Here is a 17,619-nt window from a genome sequence, read left to right on the forward strand (position 1 = left end):
TCCCTAGATGGTAGTGTAAGCGCTTAATGTAACAAACGCTAGAAAGTATACGGAATGTTATTATATTAGGTGTTTGAGGACCATTTTCCGGTTTATTTAGCAGTTTCCTGTAACATATTTGTAATCATTTTTTAATAATTGACAATATTTTTTTACATAGTTTTTGAGTCTGTAATTCCAAAAATAGAACTTTTGTTCCTGTTTTCTGAAATTTAAAAAGCTTATAATTAATCTTGAAGTCATGATAAGGAGGATGAAAAATGAACAAGGATAATCAGGAACAATCCCGCTATGTACAGATACCTGGAAGTGAGCGAAGTTTGGTACCCCATTCCCGAAAATCAGGTCCGGTCCATCCCGAAGAAGAGATGTCCGTAACCGTACTTGTACGTCGTCCCTCAGTTGACGGTTTCCTGGAAAAAACGGGCACTATCCCCTTCACTTCAAGCCGGCACCTTAGCCGTGAAGAGTTTGTTGCGGCTCATGGTGCGAACCATGAAGACATAAAAAAAGTGGAGGAATTCGCCCAATCCCATCGCCTTTCCGTTAAGGAAGTGAACGCAGCCGCAGGAACCATAATGCTTACAGGATCTGCAGCCGCTTTTAGTAAAGCCTTTGGAGTTGAACTTGCTATGTACGAGCATCCGGACTTTATTTACCGGGGACGGACCGGACATGTTACGATCCCTCAGGAACTTGTTGATATTGTTGATGGGGTACTGGGTCTTGATAACCGTCCGCAGCTTCGGCCCCATTTTCAAATTTTTGAAGAAAATGTAGAGCCATTGCGAACTGCCACAGCAAGAAAGTCCTATACACCTCCTCAGATAGCAAGTCTCTATAATTTTCCACAAAATGTAAATTGCAGTGAGCAATGTATCGGTATTATTGAATTAGGCGGCGGCTATGATCCTGCTGAACTGCAAAATTACTTTTCCTCTCTTGGCGTTCCACAAACAATGATTACAGACGTTTCCATTAACGGGGCAACAAATCAACCGACAGGAGACCCGGGCGGAGCCGATGGTGAAGTGGTATTAGACATTGAAGTAGCCGGAGCTGTTGCCCCTGGGGTTAAAATCGCTGTCTATTTTGCCCCTAATACAGATGCAGGTTTCCTTAACGCGATTACGACCGCTATCCACGACACGCAAAACAAACCTTCTGTCCTTTCCATTAGTTGGGGTGCCCCGGAGAATCAATGGACAACTCAGGCAATGATAGCGATGGATCGGGCTTTTCAGGATGCAGCAGCTGTTGGTGTAACCATTTGCTCTGCAGCAGGAGATCGCGGCTCGGCTGATGGCGTGAACGATGGTCTCGTGCATGTTGATTTCCCGTCTTCAAGTCCTTATGCTCTTGCGTGCGGCGGCACACGACTTGAAGGGTCGGGCCGTAGGATTATTAGAGAAGCGGTATGGAATGAGGGGCCGGACAGCAGTACAGGGGGCGGAATCAGTGATGTGTTTGATTTGCCGGCTTGGCAAACAGCTGCCAACGTACCCCCTTCCGCGAATCCGGGAGGTCGAATAGGGCGCGGTATTCCCGATGTTGCGGGAGACGCCGACCCTGCTACCGGTTACCAGGTTTTAGTTGACGGACAGCACACTGTTATTGGCGGGACCAGTGCGGTAGCCCCTCTTTGGGCGGGATTGATTGCTTTGATTAATCAGCAGCTGGGTCATTCGATAGGATTTATTACTCCAACGCTTTATCATTTATCTACCCGTAGCGGTGCCCTTCATGATATTAAAGTTGGTAACAATGACTCGGGTAGTGTACAGGGGGCCTACGAAGCTCGTCCCGGTTGGGATCCCTGTACCGGTCTAGGAAGTCCCAACGGAATAAATTTAGTAACAGCCCTTCATAGTTTGTTGTCTACGTCTTAAAGATTTTTCAATCGGCGGATAGAAACTATCATATAAAAATACTTTTAAAAAGGACGTTGGTATGCAACACACCAACGTCCTTTTATTTAGTTAGAAAAAATGGATCAACTTCTCAGGAAGTTATGAAGGAACGATCACTTTCATAGAGAATATAGGTATAAAAGAGAGGAGAAAAACGATGAAGAGGAAAAAGTTATTGGTAGTACCCTTACCGGGTTTTGAGCCGGAGATTGGACGGTGGATGTGGTGTTTAGAAGACGTTCGCCGTACTATTTTAGAAAGAATATCAGGTATAAGTCAGATCGCTCTTGATACAAAACCTGCTGGAGGACATTCAATCGGATCATTGTTATATCACATCTCTTTGATTGAGGCGGACTGGTTCTATGAAGATGTACTTGGCGGTGTATGGAACCCTAAGATCCGTTCTTTATTTCCTCAAGAAGACCGTAATAATGATAACACGTTGACCCATATTGAGGGACAAGACTTAGGTGAACATTTACATCGTCTAAAATCTGTACGTGATGAATTAATTTCCCATTTTCGTTCTATGGACTTAGAGGACTGGCGTAAACCAAGGATTCTTAAAGTCCACGATGTAACTCCTGAGTGGGTGATCTACCATCTCATTGAACACGAATCACATCATAGGGGACAGATTTTCCAGATGCTTGCAACTTTAAAGGATTAAAAAGGAAAAATGGTCACGTAGCAAGAGTCTACGTGACCGGAAGCTTTTGTCCTGTCCGAATAAGTCTCGTATTCGGACTATCATTGGTAATTTCCTGCTTGTCCTGTCCGATTAAGCCTCGCATTCGGACTATCATAGGCCATTTCCAGCTTGTCCTGTCCGAATAAGCCTCGCATTCGGACTATCATTGGTAATTTCCTGTTTGTCCTGTCCGAATAAGCTTCGCATTTGGACTATCATTGGTAATTTCCTGTTTGTCCTGTCCGAATAAGCCTCGTATTCGGACTATCATAGGCAATTTCCTGTTTGTCCTGTCCGAATAAGCCTCGTATTCGGACTATCACAGACAATTTCCAGCTTATCCTGTCCGAATAAGCCTCGCCTTCGGACTATCACAGACAATTTCCAGCTTATCCTGTCCGAATAAGCCTCGCCTTCGGACTATCATCGGTAATTTCCTGTTTGTCCTGTCCGAATAAGCCTCACATTCGGACTATCACAGGCAATTTCCAGCTTGTCCTGTCCGATTAAGCCTCGCATCCGGACTATCATTGGTAATTTCCTGTTTGTTCTGTCCGAATAATCCTCGTATTCGGACTATCATTGGTAATTTCCTGTTTGTCCTGTCCGAAATAAACCTCGCCTTCGGACTATCACAGACAATTTCCAGCTTGTCCTGTCCGAATAAGCCTCGCCTTCGGACTATCACAGACAATTTCCAGCTTATCCTGTCCGAATAAGCCTCGCCTTCGGACTATCATCGGTAATTTCCTGTTTGTCCTGTCCGATTAAGCCTGTCTTGTCCGAATAAACTTCGCATTCGCTATGCAAATATCTGCAAAAATTTTAAATACTAGGTAGAATTCACACCATAAATCAAAATAAATTCCCATACTGTCCAATAATTATCCTTTAGAATTACACTCTGATTTCAAATGTGAAAAGTTCGTAAAAGTGTATAGAAACCTTGCTATAACAACAAAAAAACACACAACTTCCTATGTGAAATGTCGTGTGTTTCTTCATTCAATTTTAAGGTTTGCACCTTTGAAATAAACCCTTTAACCGGAGCAAGGGACTACGTGACCGGAACCGGTTTGAGTTAGCCTCCCCCTAAAATTTACTGTACCCGCGCCCGTTTAATAAAGAATGCTAGAATCAAAGCCACAAATGCGATTCCGGTTGCAACGATAAAGGCATCATTAATTCCAGCGATTGTGGCTTGTTTCATCGTTTGACCGTAAATCAAATAGGTTGCAAGCTGCCTTCCTGCAGCCGGTAGGTGGGTTACAGCCCCCAAACCTTGACCAATCTGTGTAAAACTACTAGCTATAAAAGGATTGGAGCCTGTGATGAGACTCCCATATTCCCCTACATGGACCCCTTGTCTTGTTGTCATAACGGTAACAAGGAACGCCGTCCCAATACTACCGGCAACCTGCCTTGCTGTATTGGATGCCGCAGTACCATGGGCACCTAGATGACGGGGTAACTGGTTAAGACCTTCCGTCATTACAGTCATCATGATGAATGACATACCAAACATCCGCATGACATATAGAAGAAGGATATGGCTATAGCTTGTAGTCATACTTAGACTGGAAAATTGCCATGTTGTAATAACCGTAATCGTTAAGCCGATTACCGCCAGCCATCTTGCACCGATTTTATCAAAAAGAGCTCCTGAAATTGGTGACATAATCCCCATCACGATGGCACCGGGAAGCATCAATAATCCTGATTGTAATGCGGTATAGCCACGGATATTTTGCAAATAGATCGGAAGCAGGATCATTGCACCAAACATAGCCATGTTCACAATCATACTAATAATGGTGGTTAACGAGAAAATATCATATTTAAAGACCCGTAAATCAAGCATCGGCTTGTCGGTAGTTAGTTCACGCCAGACAAAGGCGATTAGCGAAATAATTCCTATCGTTAAGGAAGCGACAACGGTTAGACTGGTCCAGCCGGTCGTTCCTGCTTCACTAAAACCATATAACAAGAATCCGAAACCTACTGTGGAAAATAAAAATCCAGGGAAATCAAATTTAGGATTCGTTACTTTGGTTACGTCTTTCATCCACAAGAAGCTAAGAATTAAATCGAGCACTCCGATTGGAATGACAATGTCAAACAATAATCGCCATGAATAATGTCCAATGAGCCAACCGGATAAGGTTGGACCGATTGCGGGAGCAAATATCATGACAATTCCCATGATCCCCATTGCCTTTCCACGCTTTTCGGGAGGGAACATCGCGAAAAAAACAGTCATTAAAAGGGGCATAATAATACCGGCACCGCTAGCTTGGATGACCCTTCCGACCATCAGCATACTAAAGCTTACTGAAAATGAACAAACTAACGATCCTAAGGTGAAGAGAAAAATGGCAGCAATAAAAAGCTTCCTTGTTCCAAACTTTTCAATAAGAAAGGCAGTAATCGGGATCGCGATCCCGTTTACTAACATATAACCTGTTGAGAGCCATTGAACGGTATTCGCAGAAACACCTAAATCATTCATAATATGCGGAATGGCTACATTCAGTAAGGTTTGATTAAGAATGGCAACAAACGCACCAAGCATTAAAGCCACAAGTACTTTCCCTGTTCCTGAATCTTTTTCAGCACGGTTCATTTTTTCCTTCGGCTGAACATCCGCTTCGACATATTCAGCAATAGCTGAATCTTCAAGCATTTCTTCCATTTGACTCGATAACTCTTGCGGAATATTCTCCTGAACCTTCATTTCGGTTAGAGTAATCCTTTGCTTTGGCTCTTCATCCTTAATATCGGGTTGAGCAACCATCATGTTCGGTTTTTTTTGTTTCGTCATCCTAAAATTTATGAAAAGCAACAGCAAAACACATAAAATAACATAACCCGTGATATATATTGACATCTCATCACCTACTTATGAATTCGCACGGTTACGTTCATACCTGGAACTATTGCTACACCTTTATTGTCCTCGATGGATACTTTTATAGGAACGACTTGCGTAACTTTTGTATAGTTACCTGTTGTATTTGTGCTTGGTAATAGGGAAAATGTTCCGGATGTTGCCAATCCGATTTGTTGTACTTTTCCTTTTAATGTGCTATTTGGGAAAGCATCAACATAGATATCGACATCCTGTCCTGTAGCAATCTCGTCAATTTTCGTTTCATCGATATTTGCTGTTACCCATAATTTGGTTAGATCGTACTCTTGCGCAAGAGGGGTTCCTGCAGCAACAAATGAATCCGGGACTGCATTATTTTGGACAATTGTTCCATCTGTTGGAAGAGTTACGTTAATACTTACAGGTGCTCCCTTTGAGTCTGTTGTTGAAATGCTACCAACTGTAGAATCTTTCGAAAAGTTGGACCCAACGTCGGCTTTCCAATCTATCAATTTTCCGTTTGCAGGAGCAGCTATGGTTACTTGTTGTCCGGCAATTTGTGCATTATCGGTCGTTAAGTAGTTTACCGTTCGATTATAATAGGCATAACCTCCAAAACCTCCACCGACTAAAACTAGTAAAATAATAATATTTAATAAAAGTAAACGCCTCGTGCTCATTTAACCTTATTCCTCCTCTAATGATAACGTTGTTAAAACAAACTTTTGCAGACGCAGTAGGTTTGATATCTCCTCCTCCGGTAATTCAAGGACTTCATTCAGTCTTATAATTAAAATGGAATCGGATGAAAAAAACTGATCTAATTTCTGTTTTCCTTTTTCTGTTAAATGAATAGAAACAGTCCTTCTATTTTCGGGAAGAACAACCCTTTCGACTAATCCATTATGGACTAAGCGTTCTATAACACCGCTAACGGTACTGTTCGTCAGTCTTAATTTATCAGCGAGCTCACCTAAGCTACTATTTGGATTGGTGCTAAGTTTGTATAATGCATGTAATTGTACAACCGTGATCCCTAATCTATCCGCATCGATTTTAACAAGTCGTTTGATGGCTTTATTGATCTCCAAACAGGATTTAAAGATCTCATTATTCAGTACGTTCACCACCGTCCTCCTTTCTTTTGTTTTGCGATTTTTCCTATCCAAACATTTCGTATACGAAATAAATCTTTACAGTAATGAATTATAAACAGTGAATTTTAGGATGTCAACAAAAAAGTGACACGTTGTCATGCGTTGATTGACATCTACCAATGTGGCATTTATCATTACTTTAGGATTAATTATGACAATTTGTCACTTGTTTACCTGGGAGTGAAGCTAATGCCTAAACAAACCTTTTTAAATTTATCTAAAGATAAACAAGAATTGTTCATTCATGCGGCTAAAAAAGAATTTTCAAGAGTTCCTTTATATGAGGCATCGATTTCAAATATTATCAAGGATGCCGGAATACCAAGGGGAAGTTTTTATCAATATTTTGATGATAAGGAAGATGTTTACTTTTTTTTATTAGATGAATATTCCAAACGCAACCATGAAAGGTTTATTTCGATCATTAAAAAGAACAATGAGGATTTATTTGATTCCTATAGGGAATGGTTTCAATCGATTCTAAAAAACGTTGAAGAACCGGAAAATCGCCACTATTTAAAAAATACTTTTTTAAATATGAATTATAAAATAGAAAGAGCATTTACTCAGAATATGATTGAGAAAAGATTTAAAAGTAGATTTTTTGAGATAATTGGTCTACTAAATACTCAAACATTAAACATAACGAATGAAGAAGAACTATACCATGTCATTAAAATTATGAATGCAGTGACGTTTCAAAATCTTGTTCATGCTTTCGCGAAGGAATTATCTATTGATGATGCGATGAAAACCTTTACTTTGGAGATTGATTTACTTAAAAAAGGCTTTTATAAGGGGGCTGAATAACGCTGGAGAAATTTGAAAGTATCAATCCCCCTTTAACAACAATTGAACTGTTAGTAAAAAAACTTCAGCAACAAGGGGTAAATGCTAAATTATGTAATAAAAAAAAAGCCCTATTAAATAATTAAAGGGTTCTGTTTTGAGGTGCTTTCCTCAAATTCAAAGCCAAAATGACACTTAGTTTGACATCAGGATTGGTATACAAAAATGTACTTTGACTCTCCATTCAAAAGACCGCAATTCTGCGGTCTTTTGCTGTTTATTCCAAATTTACTCTAATTCCAATCGCTGCTATAATTCCAATCACTGAAATAAGGATGGTTTCAAGTAGATTCATATAAATTCCTCCTCTGCCTTTATAAAAATCTATTATACCATTTATTGCTTGATTTTTTTTGCACCTAAAAACACACGTATTTCATACCTTGATATTGCAACACCTATTTATCAATTACGATCTCTCCGTGAAATAATAGTAGTTTAGTAAAATATCTTGACACTCTTAGGATATAGATTTAAAATTTAACTTATATCAATTGAGAAAGATTATCATTATCAAATACATAGTAAGGAGTAGATTGGAATGCTACGAAAAATAGTGAATTTAAAGACCTTGCTTATCACCGTTTCCTTGTTGGTGGTGATTGGTGTTATCATTTGGCAGGGTGTCCATTTTCAAGGGAATCCTGATCCGACTGCAAAAAACATTACGCCGGGGGCGGCCATCATCAACACGGCGATACTCATTTTCAGGGAAGGCCTAGAGGCAATTTTAGTTCTTTCTGCGATCATTTCGGGTTTGGTTCGTAAAAAACAAGACACGTTATGGAAGCCCATCTCAATCGGAGCCGGAGTATCCTTTTTAGCTACGATTGCAACGTGGTTTATTGTGGTGGCGATTATTTCTTCCGTCAATACATCAGAGCTAAACATCCAAGCTTTCACGGGAATCCTAGCTGTGGTCGTGTTATTAGTGATTATGAATTGGTTTTTCCATAAGATTTATTGGACGGGTTGGATCAATCTGCATAATCGAAAGAAACAGCAAATAACCTCCAACAACGATGAAAGTGCACAGACAACAACATTTTGGTCGCTGTTTTTATTAGGTCTTACCTCGATTTATCGGGAAGGTTTTGAAGTGGTTCTTTTCCTTCAAAATTTACGGTTAAAGGTTGGATCTGAGGTCATTTTACAAGGGGCATTGATCGGGTTGGCGTTAACGATGATCGTAGGCGTTCTTACCTTTTTAGCACAACGCCGCCTTCCACATAAAAAAATGCTGGTATTTACCGGGGGCTTATTAGTAGTAGTTCTCGCTGTCATGGTGGGAGAAACTGTACAAGAGATGCAGCTAGCCGGTTGGATTGGCACCACTACACTTGATATACCGATCCCTGAATGGGCCGGGGTTTGGTTCTGTCTCTTCCCTACCGTAGAAACATTGTCCCTTCAAGCTCTTGCTGTGATCTATGTATTGGGTTCTTATTTTGCGGCTCGTTATCTTACGAAGCGAAAAGCCATAAAACAAAAAATCATTACAACTGCTTAATATCGGGCCCTAGGATAATCACTCAATACTGTTCATTATCTACTGTTAAAAAGCCAGGCACCCGCACTTTGGGGGCTGGCAGGTAGTATCGTAATGTTACGCCAATGGAGAAAGTTAGAATGCTTGAATGAAATTTCCTAGTTCAACGAGTTGAGGATAGGGTTGCGGTTGCGGTTGCGGCTGCGGCCCTTTTTTATTGTACCAACGATGCAGGTCAGCAATAAGAATTTTTCTTATAAATAAAAATGTCCTCCCCATGTGGAAGGACATTATATTATTTTTCTTTTGCAATTTCTTCTCTGTTAGGAGCAAGTGGTGGTTGTTCTAACCATTTATTTTGTACCATAATATTAAACCATTTTTTTGTAACCAGTAGATTTTTTAAAATAATCCCTTCATAAGTCGCTACAAGGTCTGTTCTCATGGCTGATGCTAGTCCTGCCCCATGATAGTTTTGGGCAGCTTGGAACATGAAACCAATATGATACAACATTAACTTATCGGAAAAAGGAGCATCCGTTGAAATTGTCACTTCTGTTTCCCAAGATTTCGGAACGGGTAAATTGTCCGCTTGCATGATTTTGGCAAAGTCTTTGATATGGTCGTCAGACGTTTTCTCAGAATCAGTTAAAAACTTTCGTACCTCTTTTGATTGAGCGACTTGACTGAATGCGATAGAAAGAGTTTTAGCCATAATACTCTTTTTAAGGTTGAATGAAATACTGATGATTTCTGTTGCAGTTAAACGTCTCTCTTTTCCGAAAAATCCATCCGTGAAATCTTGGCTAGAAATGAACTCAGGATTCTTGGCTGGATAAAATAAAGGATCTCTTTGAAAATTACCTTTCTCTAGCAATAACTCTATGGTTTGGTGATACATCCTTTTTGCGTCATTATCACAGGAATCGTAAAAATCCCTTAAGTCTTTTCTAACAGAAACACCTAATGCAGTGATGTGCCCTAACAAACCATGTAAAGTCATAATATGTAAATAATTAAGACAAAAAATGTCCGTGAATAATCTCTCTGCACCTTTATTTAAGTCTGATTCAGTAAATCCAATTGGAACTGGAAATCCCTCATTCTCCATAAAAGTTATGATTTGATTTTTTTGTTTTTCAAACGTTTTGATCGCATCGTCAAATATTTTTTTTATTGATTCATCTTCAATGATGGAGAACATATATCTATTTACGACATCTGTCATTGTTCCGTTTATATACTCTGCCCAAAGTGTTCCTATTTCGGAAGATGTTAGTTTTATTTTATCTTTATCCATATGATCACCTCTTGGCTATTATTTACTAATTCAGCAAGAGATATGAATTTATTTATTGGACTTTAACATTTAGTTGATAAACAGGTTGGATGATAACACTAAGGTTATTGTTAATCTAATTAACAGGTTTATTCAGAACCATACTTATTGAACGTGGTGCAATCCCATAGAGAAAAAAATAGGACTGCACTCAGTCCTCAGATTGTCGAAAAACCCTCGGCAGCCTCTTATTTTATTCATTTACTTCAATAATTTACCGCGTTAATTTGTTATAATATTATTGATATATAGGCTTTTCAACAGGTCTGTTGATTGGCGCTCCAGGCACTTCGCTTTCCGCGGGCGTGCCGGGGAGCCTCCTCGTCGCTTCGCTCCTGCGGGGTCTTCCCTGCCCCGTACTCCCGCAGGAGTCTTCGTGCCTTCCGCGCCAATCAACAGAGTGTTATCAATAAAGACCTTCAACTCAACTAATAAATAATAAAAATAAGTGGTGAAATCTATGTTTAAGCCAAAAGAGTCTAGCCAAAGTGAATATGAATTTGTATCTATTGATGAATTGGTACCTGATGACCATCTTCTTCGTTTGATTGATAAATATATTGATTTTTCGTTTCTTCTTAAAAAGGTCCGTCCTTATTACAGTGATGATAATGAACGCACTGCCCATTACTATCCCTGTTGATTGGAGCGGAGGGCACTCGACTCCTGCGGGATAGAGAGGTCACTGGAGACCCCGCAGGCACCCGGAGCGGAAATCAACAGGCCCATTTGCAGGGACAATCAATAAATTTGGTATGATTCTGACAAAATAAAAAATTGCCGAGAAAAATACCCTTTCTCGACAATCTAAGGACTGCACTCAGTCCTATATTTCATTTTCTTCAGTTAGCCCTTTAATTGTAAATTGAGTTGGGAAGCTGCGAAAAGTGCTTCCTTGTCTTGAAGGACGTCCTCAGGTTTATTTCCTTTTCCAAGAATATATCCGCCAAACTCAATTCCCATAAAATCAAAGATATGTTGAAACTGCTGAATCATTGGCAGTCCTTTAATGGTTGGGTTGTCTCCTCCAACGGCAATCACAAATGCTTTCTTTGAGGCCATTTTATTTTTAAAATCAGGATATTTAGGGTCTCTTAATGTCTGGGACCAGCGATCAATAACGTTTTTCATTGTTCCTGACATGCTATACCAATATATTGGCGTAGCGAAGATTAGAATGTCATGCGGCAAAATACGATCGATGAGGGAGTTATAATCATCATTTCTGTCTTGGAAGCCATCTTCTGAATGACGCATATCTACAATCGGTTGGATAGTATGATCCCTTAAGTATATTTTTTCTGCAACGATTCCTTGAACAGCATGTTCTGTCAGTGTTTCTGTATTACCATTTTGACGGGTTCCCCCATATATAATAGCTATTGTCAACTTTATTTCCCCTTTCCTTGTTCCTAATGGTTGCTGCCTACTTATATCTTATTATGGATTAAAAATCAATTAAGATGATTAATTTGGGGTGAGCAGGTTTTGCTTTGGAACTTTGGCGATCATAAAAATTCGGTTTAATTAATTCTAAATTCCATTTTTTTACGGTACATTATAGGTGTACATAAATTGAAAGGGGGATTTGTAATGCAAAGACAAATTAAACTGATCAAGAGGCCAAAGGGAACGCCGACTTATGAGGATTTTGAACTTGTGGAGGGGCCGATCGGCGAGCCGTCAGCCGGTGAGATTCTTGTACGGACCGTGTATATTTCCGTTGATCCGTATTTACGCGGGCGGATGAATGAAGGGAAATCGTATATTCCGCCTTTTGGGTTGAATGAAGTGATTTCAAGCGGTGTGATTGGACAGGTTGTCGAATCCCGGTCAGAGCGTTTTGCTAAAGGGGATGTTGTTCTCGGATCACTGGGATGGCAGGAATATTCCGTTGTGAAGGACAGCTCGGTCCGGAAGGTCGATCAGCATCTGGCGCCTGCATCTGCGTATTTAAGTGTGTTAGGCATGACCGGTTTAACGGCCTATTTCGGCTTATTGGATATCGGCAAACCAAAAGAGGGTGAAACCGTTGTCGTATCGGGGGCTGCAGGAGCAGTCGGTTCCACTGTCGGTCAAATTGCAAAGATTAAGGGTGCCCGGGTTGTGGGGATTGCCGGTTCGGACGAGAAGGTCAAATTCCTTGTCGATGAATTAGGCTTTGATGCCGCCATTAACTACAATACAGAGGATGTTGCGACCGCCTTACGGGAGGCATGCCCGAATGGAATTGACGTCTATTTTGAGAATGTCGGAGGTAAAATTGGCGACGCCGTCTTCCCTTTGTTGAACAATTTTGCGCGTATCCCGGTGTGCGGAGCGATTTCAGGCTATAATAACGCGGAAGGTGATGTAGGGCCGCGCGTTCAATCGTATTTGATTAAGACCAGTTCATTGATGCAAGGGTTTACTGTCGGAAACTATGGGTCCCGCTTCGGTGAAGGGGCCAGAGAGCTGGCTGGATGGCTGAAGGAAGGCAAGCTGAAGTATGAGGAAACGATTACGGAGGGCTTTGATCATACGATTGATGCTTTCTTGGATCTCTTTAAAGGGGCGAATCTTGGGAAAGCGCTTGTGAAAGTTGCGGAGATTGAATAGGTTTTGGAAGTCCGTTCTGGAGTTACCAGGTTGTTACTAGTGGGCATAGTAAACTGTCATATAAAACACTTCCTTTTGTAAGAAAAGGTACGTTTTTTAATCTAATTGGGTATTTAATACGATTGGTTGATACTAAGTAATCATCCAAGTACTGATTTAAAGAGCCATTTAGTAAAAAAACAATCCACCTATCTTTAATTGGCTTTTTAAATAAAGTTGGTAAAAGTGCTAATCCTATTAACCATAGTCGTTTCAATATTCTCCGTTCTAACATAAAACACACTCCTTTCTATTTTTTAGAGTGTGTTTTATGTTAATTATTTATTATCAATAATTTGAATGTTTTTATGTTCACCTTTTAGCTGAACTCTCTCCATAGATGAGAAAGCGAAAGTAAGCCGTATAGCTGAACTAAGCGAAGAATTTGTTACTGCAGTAACGCTAAGCCATTTTCAACAAGACGCTGCAGTTCTTTTGTTTCGCTGAGCCGGACCAATTCTTGTTGCACCTGTTCTTTTTCAATCATTTTTACATTGTGCATACAGAACAATTCCAAAATTTCCAAACGGAGCAGCCATTCTTTTGGATAGTCGCTTCTCAGACCTTGAAGAACTGCTTGAACAACAGCGATACTATTTTCATCCCATGTTTCTTTTTCACGAAGCTCTCTGATGGTTTGGTACATATTTTCCAGTTCTGTTACCGATCTTGGTTCTGTTGGACCCTTTTTAGGCATTTCTACTATACCGAAGAATGATTCTGCATCTGCAGCGCCCGGAAATGCAGAGGTTACGCTTGAGCCTACTGCCATATCAAACGTTCCCCATTGTTCCTCGAATAACACGTGATCTCCTAATGTGACATTGCAGCTTTCGAAGGAAATAAGCGTTAGTTTGTTTGCATTTCGGATCATCGCAGAGACAACACCCGTTACTTGAATGCCGCTTTTAAACGTTAATGTCGCTTTACGGCCTTTTTCAATTCCTAAAGTCAACAGCTGTTCCTCGGTACATTCTTCAAGAGCAATGTCCCCTTCCAATAAACCAATCGGAGTGCCGAACCCATCACGATGAATCGCTTTCGAATGGCCTGGAAGTTCCTTATCATCAATCGCTAACGCTGTTGGTCCGGTTGTTTTCACGTAAATGGCATCTCCGTGTGAATCTTTAACAATTTTTTCGAGCGTTCCTGTCATTTGTAATCCGGAGTTCAGGACAATTGTCGACGTACTGCCTGATTGAAGCGCCTTTTCCAAACTCTCCGTACCGCCTTTTCGAAAGGCCATTGTATTGGCAAATTTTTCGATTGCCTCGATCAATTGATCAAAGCTTTCGCAAACAAATAATTGCGGCTGCATCGTCGTTACATCGTAGCTTGTCTGAATGCAGGACTCTACAGAAAAAGGAAGTTTTGCTACGTTTTCGGACAAACAATGCTTGCTTTCTCCTACCGAGGATAAGAGCCCGGCACCGTAAATTTGCGGGTTTTCCAGTGTCCCGATTAATCCGTACTCCACTGTCCACCAGAAAATCCGTGAGATTTCTTCCGCTTCCGACTTACCCGTTACCGCTTTTTGCTTTTCGCTTAAGCATTGTTTTGCTTCTTCAATCTGTTCAGGGGTCGAATGGCGGTCTTCCATTACAATCGTAAGCTGTCTTACCGCCTCAAAAACTTCATGTTCTGCTTTTGTCGCAAATGCCTTTGCCCCAATTTCTCCAAATTGTTTTACGTAGGAAGCATATTTAGCATCAAATATAATTGGCGCATGTCCGGCGGCTTCGTGGATAATATCCGGTGCCGGTGTATATTCGATGTTTTCTACTTTTCGAATATCGACGGCAATTGGCAAAATGCCATGTGCTTGAAAATCAAAAAAGGCAACACCGGGGATTAAGCCATCGACAATTGCAGCGCCCCAGCCAATTTTTGCAAGACGCTCATTCATGTCTGCTACATTGGGAATGGCCTCCGTGTCAATCCCTGATGCCAGGAGGCCTTCGACATATGCCGGATGGGCCGTATCCTTTAAGGCATGATGATTTTGTCTCATCACATAGCGCCAAACCGCATGATCGATTGGTGTGTACGTTTCGTAGTGCTGCTCTGAGACAAATTGTCTCAAGTGGGCGGGAATTTGTTTTACTAATTGATTCATAGTAGATCTCATCCTTTCAAATAAAAATCCCTACTGGAAAAACCAGTAGGGACGAATTGACTTCGCGGTACCACCCTAGTTGCGAGCATACGCTCACCACTTCATTCCGATAACGGCTATGCAGCCGTCTTTCCCTTCATAAAGACGCATGTCTTTACTACGAAAAAGAAACTCCGGGAGTGTAATTCATGCTTACATTTGTACTGATTTGCACCGGCCATCAGCTCTCTAAAGACAAATTGTTAAGCACTACTGTATTCCCTTCTACGCTTGTATTCTATTAAATTTTTTAACCAAATAAAAAGTCCCTACTGGAAAAACCAGTAGGGACGAATTGACTTCGCGGTACCACCCTAGTTGCGAGCATACGCTCACCACTTCATTCCGATAACGGCTATGCAGCCGTCCTTCCCTTCATAAAGACGGATGTCTTTACTACGAAAAAGAAACTCCGGGAGTGTAATTCATGCTTACATTTGTACTGATTTACACCGGCCATCAGCTCTCTAGAGACAAATTCTAAGCACTACTGTATTCCCTTCAACGCTTTACAGTATAACAATTTTATTAATAGTGGAATTATAAAGCGCTAGCAGTTAAGTTGTCAAGGATTTTTATTATATTGATATACTAACCATTCATCTGGTCATTGCTGCTAGGATTTAAATTTCGAATGAATTCTTTGTATGCAGCAATTTTGTCTTCAAGCATTTTCTCTGTTTCTACCAAGTTTTTTATTTGATTTTGAATGGATTTTCTATGATCTTCTAGAAGTTTTAAGCGTGCTTTTGTTGTATATTCACCTTTACTATATAATTGAGCATATTCCCTTATTTGGGCTAATGGCATTTGGGTTTGTTTTAATTTCATGGCAAAACGAAGCCACGCTAGATGCGCGTCGGTATATAATCTTTCTCCAGTTGCATTCCGATCCGGGATAATGATTTTCTCCTTTTCATAATAACGTAATGTATGGGTGCTTACCCCCAATAATTTAGCTACCTCGCTAATAGCGTACATAAAAGCCTCCAACTGTTCGTCTTAATCAGGATTTTTTACCATTTGACTTAGAGTAAACTCTAACTAATATAATCTACATTGTAGTTCATATTATAACTGTCAAAATTCATTTAGGAGGAATTCACATGAAATACACTGTTATTACGGGAGCAAGTTCAGGTATTGGCTATGAAACGGCACTGGCTTTTGCGTCCCGTGGAAAAAACTTAATCATCGTCGCTCGCAGAAACGAGAAGCTGGAAGAATTAAAATCAGAAATCGCCCGTATGAACCAAGACTTAGATGTTGTCATTCGAACAACTGATTTATCCGTTACTGAAAATGCTTATAAACTTTACGAAAGTCTTCGGGATTTCCAACTTGAAACGTGGATTAACAATGCAGGGTTTGGTAACTTTGCTTCCATTGCTGATCAAAACTTAAACAAGATAGAGGAAATGTTGCATTTAAATATTGAAGCATTAACAATTTTGACCTCTCTTTTCGTTCGGGATTATTCAAATGTTGAGGGTACACAGCTGATCAATGTATCTTCAGGCGGAGGATATACGATTGTCGCAAATGCTATTACCTACTGTGCAACTAAATTTTATGTGAGTGCCTTTACAGAAGGACTTGCACATGAACTGAAGGCTCAAGGGGCAAAAATGCAAGCAAAAGTTTTGGCCCCTGCTGCGACTGAAACGGAATTTGCAAAACGTTCTTTTGATGTAGACGAATTTCAATATGAAGGTATGGTTCCCAAGTATCATACCTCAAAACAAATGGCAGACTTTATGCTCGAGCTTTATGATAGTGAAAAGGTAGTAGGAATTGTTGATGGATATACGTATGAGTTTGAACTTAGCGACCCGAAATTTAATTTTGCAGTAAGAACAACCCGTTCGGATTCTTGATTGGAGTCTTTGCTTTTATATAAAATTCCATACTCCTCTAATCTGAAGATAAAGTCCTAACCTTAACAATCGGTATCTTCCGTCCTAAGTTGAATATTATTAAGTATGGATAAAAGGGGGAAAAGTAGATGGCGGTTGTAAAGGCTAGAAGTTCAGATATTGATCTCTTAGCAAGATTGCTTAGGGCCGAGGGTGAAGGTGAAGGAGAACAGGGTATGCTGGATATTGGAAATGTTGGGATTAACCGAATAAGAGCAAATTGCAGTGACTTTATCGGAATTCGAACCATCCCGCAAATGATTTATCAACCTCATGCTTTCGAAGCTGTCCAGCATGGTTATTTTTATCAAAGAGCGAGGGAACAAGAAAAACGTTTAGCTCGTCGAAGTGTTGATGGGGAAAGATTCTGGCCTGCTAAATTTAGTTTATGGTATTTTAAGCCGCCCGGAGATTGTCCGCAAACCTGGTATAATCAGCCATTTGTTGGAAAGTACAAAAACCATTGTTTTTACCAACCCACTGGAGAAACCTGCGAAAACGTTTATAACACTTATTAAATTTTAAACCTATTATGCTTTTCATCCGCCATTCCATTCCGAATAAGATACCTTGTGCTACGATTAAGAGGTCAAGTCAACAGGCT

The 17,619-nt window shown here is 40.4% G+C and carries 15 protein-coding genes, 1 pseudogene and 2 other annotated features; of the genes and pseudogenes, 8 read left to right on the forward strand and 8 right to left on the reverse strand.

Going from position 1 to position 17,619, the window contains the following annotated elements; genetic code table 11:
* Positions 1-260 precede the first annotated feature (260 nt).
* Together J2S10_RS19620 and J2S10_RS19625 are read left to right on the forward strand one after the other, a co-directional pair.
* The gene (locus J2S10_RS19620; RefSeq protein WP_307411160.1) at positions 261-1,889 is read left to right on the forward strand and encodes a S53 family peptidase; all 1,629 of its coding nucleotides are present in this window, start codon (positions 261-263) and stop codon (positions 1,887-1,889) included.
* Positions 1,890-2,067: 178 nt separating this feature from the next.
* On the forward strand, positions 2,068-2,583 hold the full coding sequence (locus tag J2S10_RS19625; RefSeq protein ID WP_307411163.1) for a DinB family protein: 516 nt from the start codon (positions 2,068-2,070) through the stop codon (positions 2,581-2,583).
* Between the two features lie 1,120 nt (positions 2,584-3,703).
* Here J2S10_RS19625 and J2S10_RS19630 read toward each other — a convergent pair.
* From J2S10_RS19630 to J2S10_RS19640, 3 genes are read right to left on the reverse strand one after another with little or no spacing between them, the layout of a single operon-like run.
* Positions 3,704-5,491, reverse strand: a complete 1,788-nt coding sequence (locus J2S10_RS19630) for a DHA2 family efflux MFS transporter permease subunit (protein ID WP_307411166.1) — start codon at positions 5,489-5,491, stop codon at positions 3,704-3,706.
* An 8-nt stretch (positions 5,492-5,499) separates the two neighbouring features.
* On the reverse strand, positions 5,500-6,153 hold the full coding sequence (locus tag J2S10_RS19635; protein ID WP_307411170.1) for an HlyD family secretion protein: 654 nt from the start codon (positions 6,151-6,153) through the stop codon (positions 5,500-5,502).
* A gap of 6 nt (positions 6,154-6,159) precedes the next feature.
* Positions 6,160-6,600 carry a MarR family winged helix-turn-helix transcriptional regulator gene (locus tag J2S10_RS19640; protein WP_307411173.1) on the reverse strand — a complete coding sequence of 147 codons (441 nt, stop codon included), beginning with the start codon at positions 6,598-6,600 and terminating at the stop codon, positions 6,160-6,162.
* A 219-nt stretch (positions 6,601-6,819) separates the two neighbouring features.
* Here J2S10_RS19640 and J2S10_RS19645 point away from each other — a divergent pair, with 219 nt between their 5' ends.
* On the forward strand, positions 6,820-7,440 hold the full coding sequence (locus J2S10_RS19645) for a TetR/AcrR family transcriptional regulator (protein WP_307411176.1): 621 nt from the start codon (positions 6,820-6,822) through the stop codon (positions 7,438-7,440).
* Between the two features lie 580 nt (positions 7,441-8,020).
* A complete protein-coding gene (locus J2S10_RS19650) occupies positions 8,021-8,989 on the forward strand; it encodes an FTR1 family iron permease (RefSeq protein WP_307411178.1) in 969 nt (322 codons plus the stop codon).
* 274 nt (positions 8,990-9,263) lie between these two features.
* Here J2S10_RS19650 and J2S10_RS19655 read toward each other — a convergent pair whose 3' ends face one another.
* Positions 9,264-10,268 (reverse strand): DUF3231 family protein, encoded by a 1,005-nt coding sequence (locus J2S10_RS19655; RefSeq protein WP_307411182.1) that lies wholly within the window; start codon positions 10,266-10,268, stop codon positions 9,264-9,266.
* Positions 10,269-10,767: 499 nt separating this feature from the next.
* Here J2S10_RS19655 and J2S10_RS19660 point away from each other — a divergent pair.
* Positions 10,768-10,926 (forward strand): annotated as a pseudogene (locus tag J2S10_RS19660) (IS5/IS1182 family transposase); the annotation flags it as partial.
* 227 nt (positions 10,927-11,153) lie between these two features.
* Here J2S10_RS19660 and J2S10_RS19665 read toward each other — a convergent pair.
* A complete protein-coding gene (locus J2S10_RS19665) occupies positions 11,154-11,696 on the reverse strand; it encodes a flavodoxin family protein (RefSeq protein WP_307411186.1) in 543 nt (180 codons plus the stop codon).
* A 204-nt stretch (positions 11,697-11,900) separates the two neighbouring features.
* Between J2S10_RS19665 and J2S10_RS19670 the strand changes: the two genes are divergently transcribed.
* Positions 11,901-12,905 carry an NADP-dependent oxidoreductase gene (locus J2S10_RS19670; RefSeq protein ID WP_307411189.1) on the forward strand — a complete coding sequence of 335 codons (1,005 nt, stop codon included), beginning with the start codon at positions 11,901-11,903 and terminating at the stop codon, positions 12,903-12,905.
* 22 nt (positions 12,906-12,927) lie between these two features.
* Here the strand turns inward: J2S10_RS19670 and J2S10_RS19675 are convergent, their stop codons facing one another.
* The 3 genes from J2S10_RS19675 to J2S10_RS19685 all read right to left on the reverse strand — a co-directional run bounded on the left by J2S10_RS19675 (position 12,928) and on the right by J2S10_RS19685 (position 16,080).
* Positions 12,928-13,179 carry a hypothetical protein gene (locus J2S10_RS19675; protein ID WP_307411192.1) on the reverse strand — a complete coding sequence of 84 codons (252 nt, stop codon included), beginning with the start codon at positions 13,177-13,179 and terminating at the stop codon, positions 12,928-12,930.
* A gap of 153 nt (positions 13,180-13,332) precedes the next feature.
* Complete coding sequence (locus J2S10_RS19680; RefSeq protein WP_307411195.1) at positions 13,333-15,060, reverse strand: aromatic amino acid hydroxylase; 1,728 nt, start codon at positions 15,058-15,060, stop codon at positions 13,333-13,335.
* Positions 15,061-15,104: 44 nt separating this feature from the next.
* Positions 15,105-15,336 (reverse strand) — a binding site (T-box leader).
* 46 nt (positions 15,337-15,382) lie between these two features.
* Positions 15,383-15,613, reverse strand: a binding site (T-box leader).
* Between the two features lie 77 nt (positions 15,614-15,690).
* Positions 15,691-16,080 carry a MerR family transcriptional regulator gene (locus J2S10_RS19685; RefSeq protein ID WP_307411197.1) on the reverse strand — a complete coding sequence of 130 codons (390 nt, stop codon included), beginning with the start codon at positions 16,078-16,080 and terminating at the stop codon, positions 15,691-15,693.
* A 125-nt stretch (positions 16,081-16,205) separates the two neighbouring features.
* Between J2S10_RS19685 and J2S10_RS19690 the strand changes: the two genes are divergently transcribed.
* Together J2S10_RS19690 and J2S10_RS19695 are read left to right on the forward strand one after the other, a co-directional pair.
* Positions 16,206-16,976 (forward strand): SDR family NAD(P)-dependent oxidoreductase, encoded by a 771-nt coding sequence (locus tag J2S10_RS19690; RefSeq protein WP_307411199.1) that lies wholly within the window; start codon positions 16,206-16,208, stop codon positions 16,974-16,976.
* 128 nt (positions 16,977-17,104) lie between these two features.
* The gene (locus J2S10_RS19695; RefSeq protein ID WP_307411201.1) at positions 17,105-17,533 is read left to right on the forward strand and encodes a cell wall hydrolase; all 429 of its coding nucleotides are present in this window, start codon (positions 17,105-17,107) and stop codon (positions 17,531-17,533) included.
* The last annotated feature ends 86 nt before the right edge of the window (positions 17,534-17,619 follow it).

The sequence above is a fragment of the Neobacillus ginsengisoli genome (assembly GCF_030813055.1).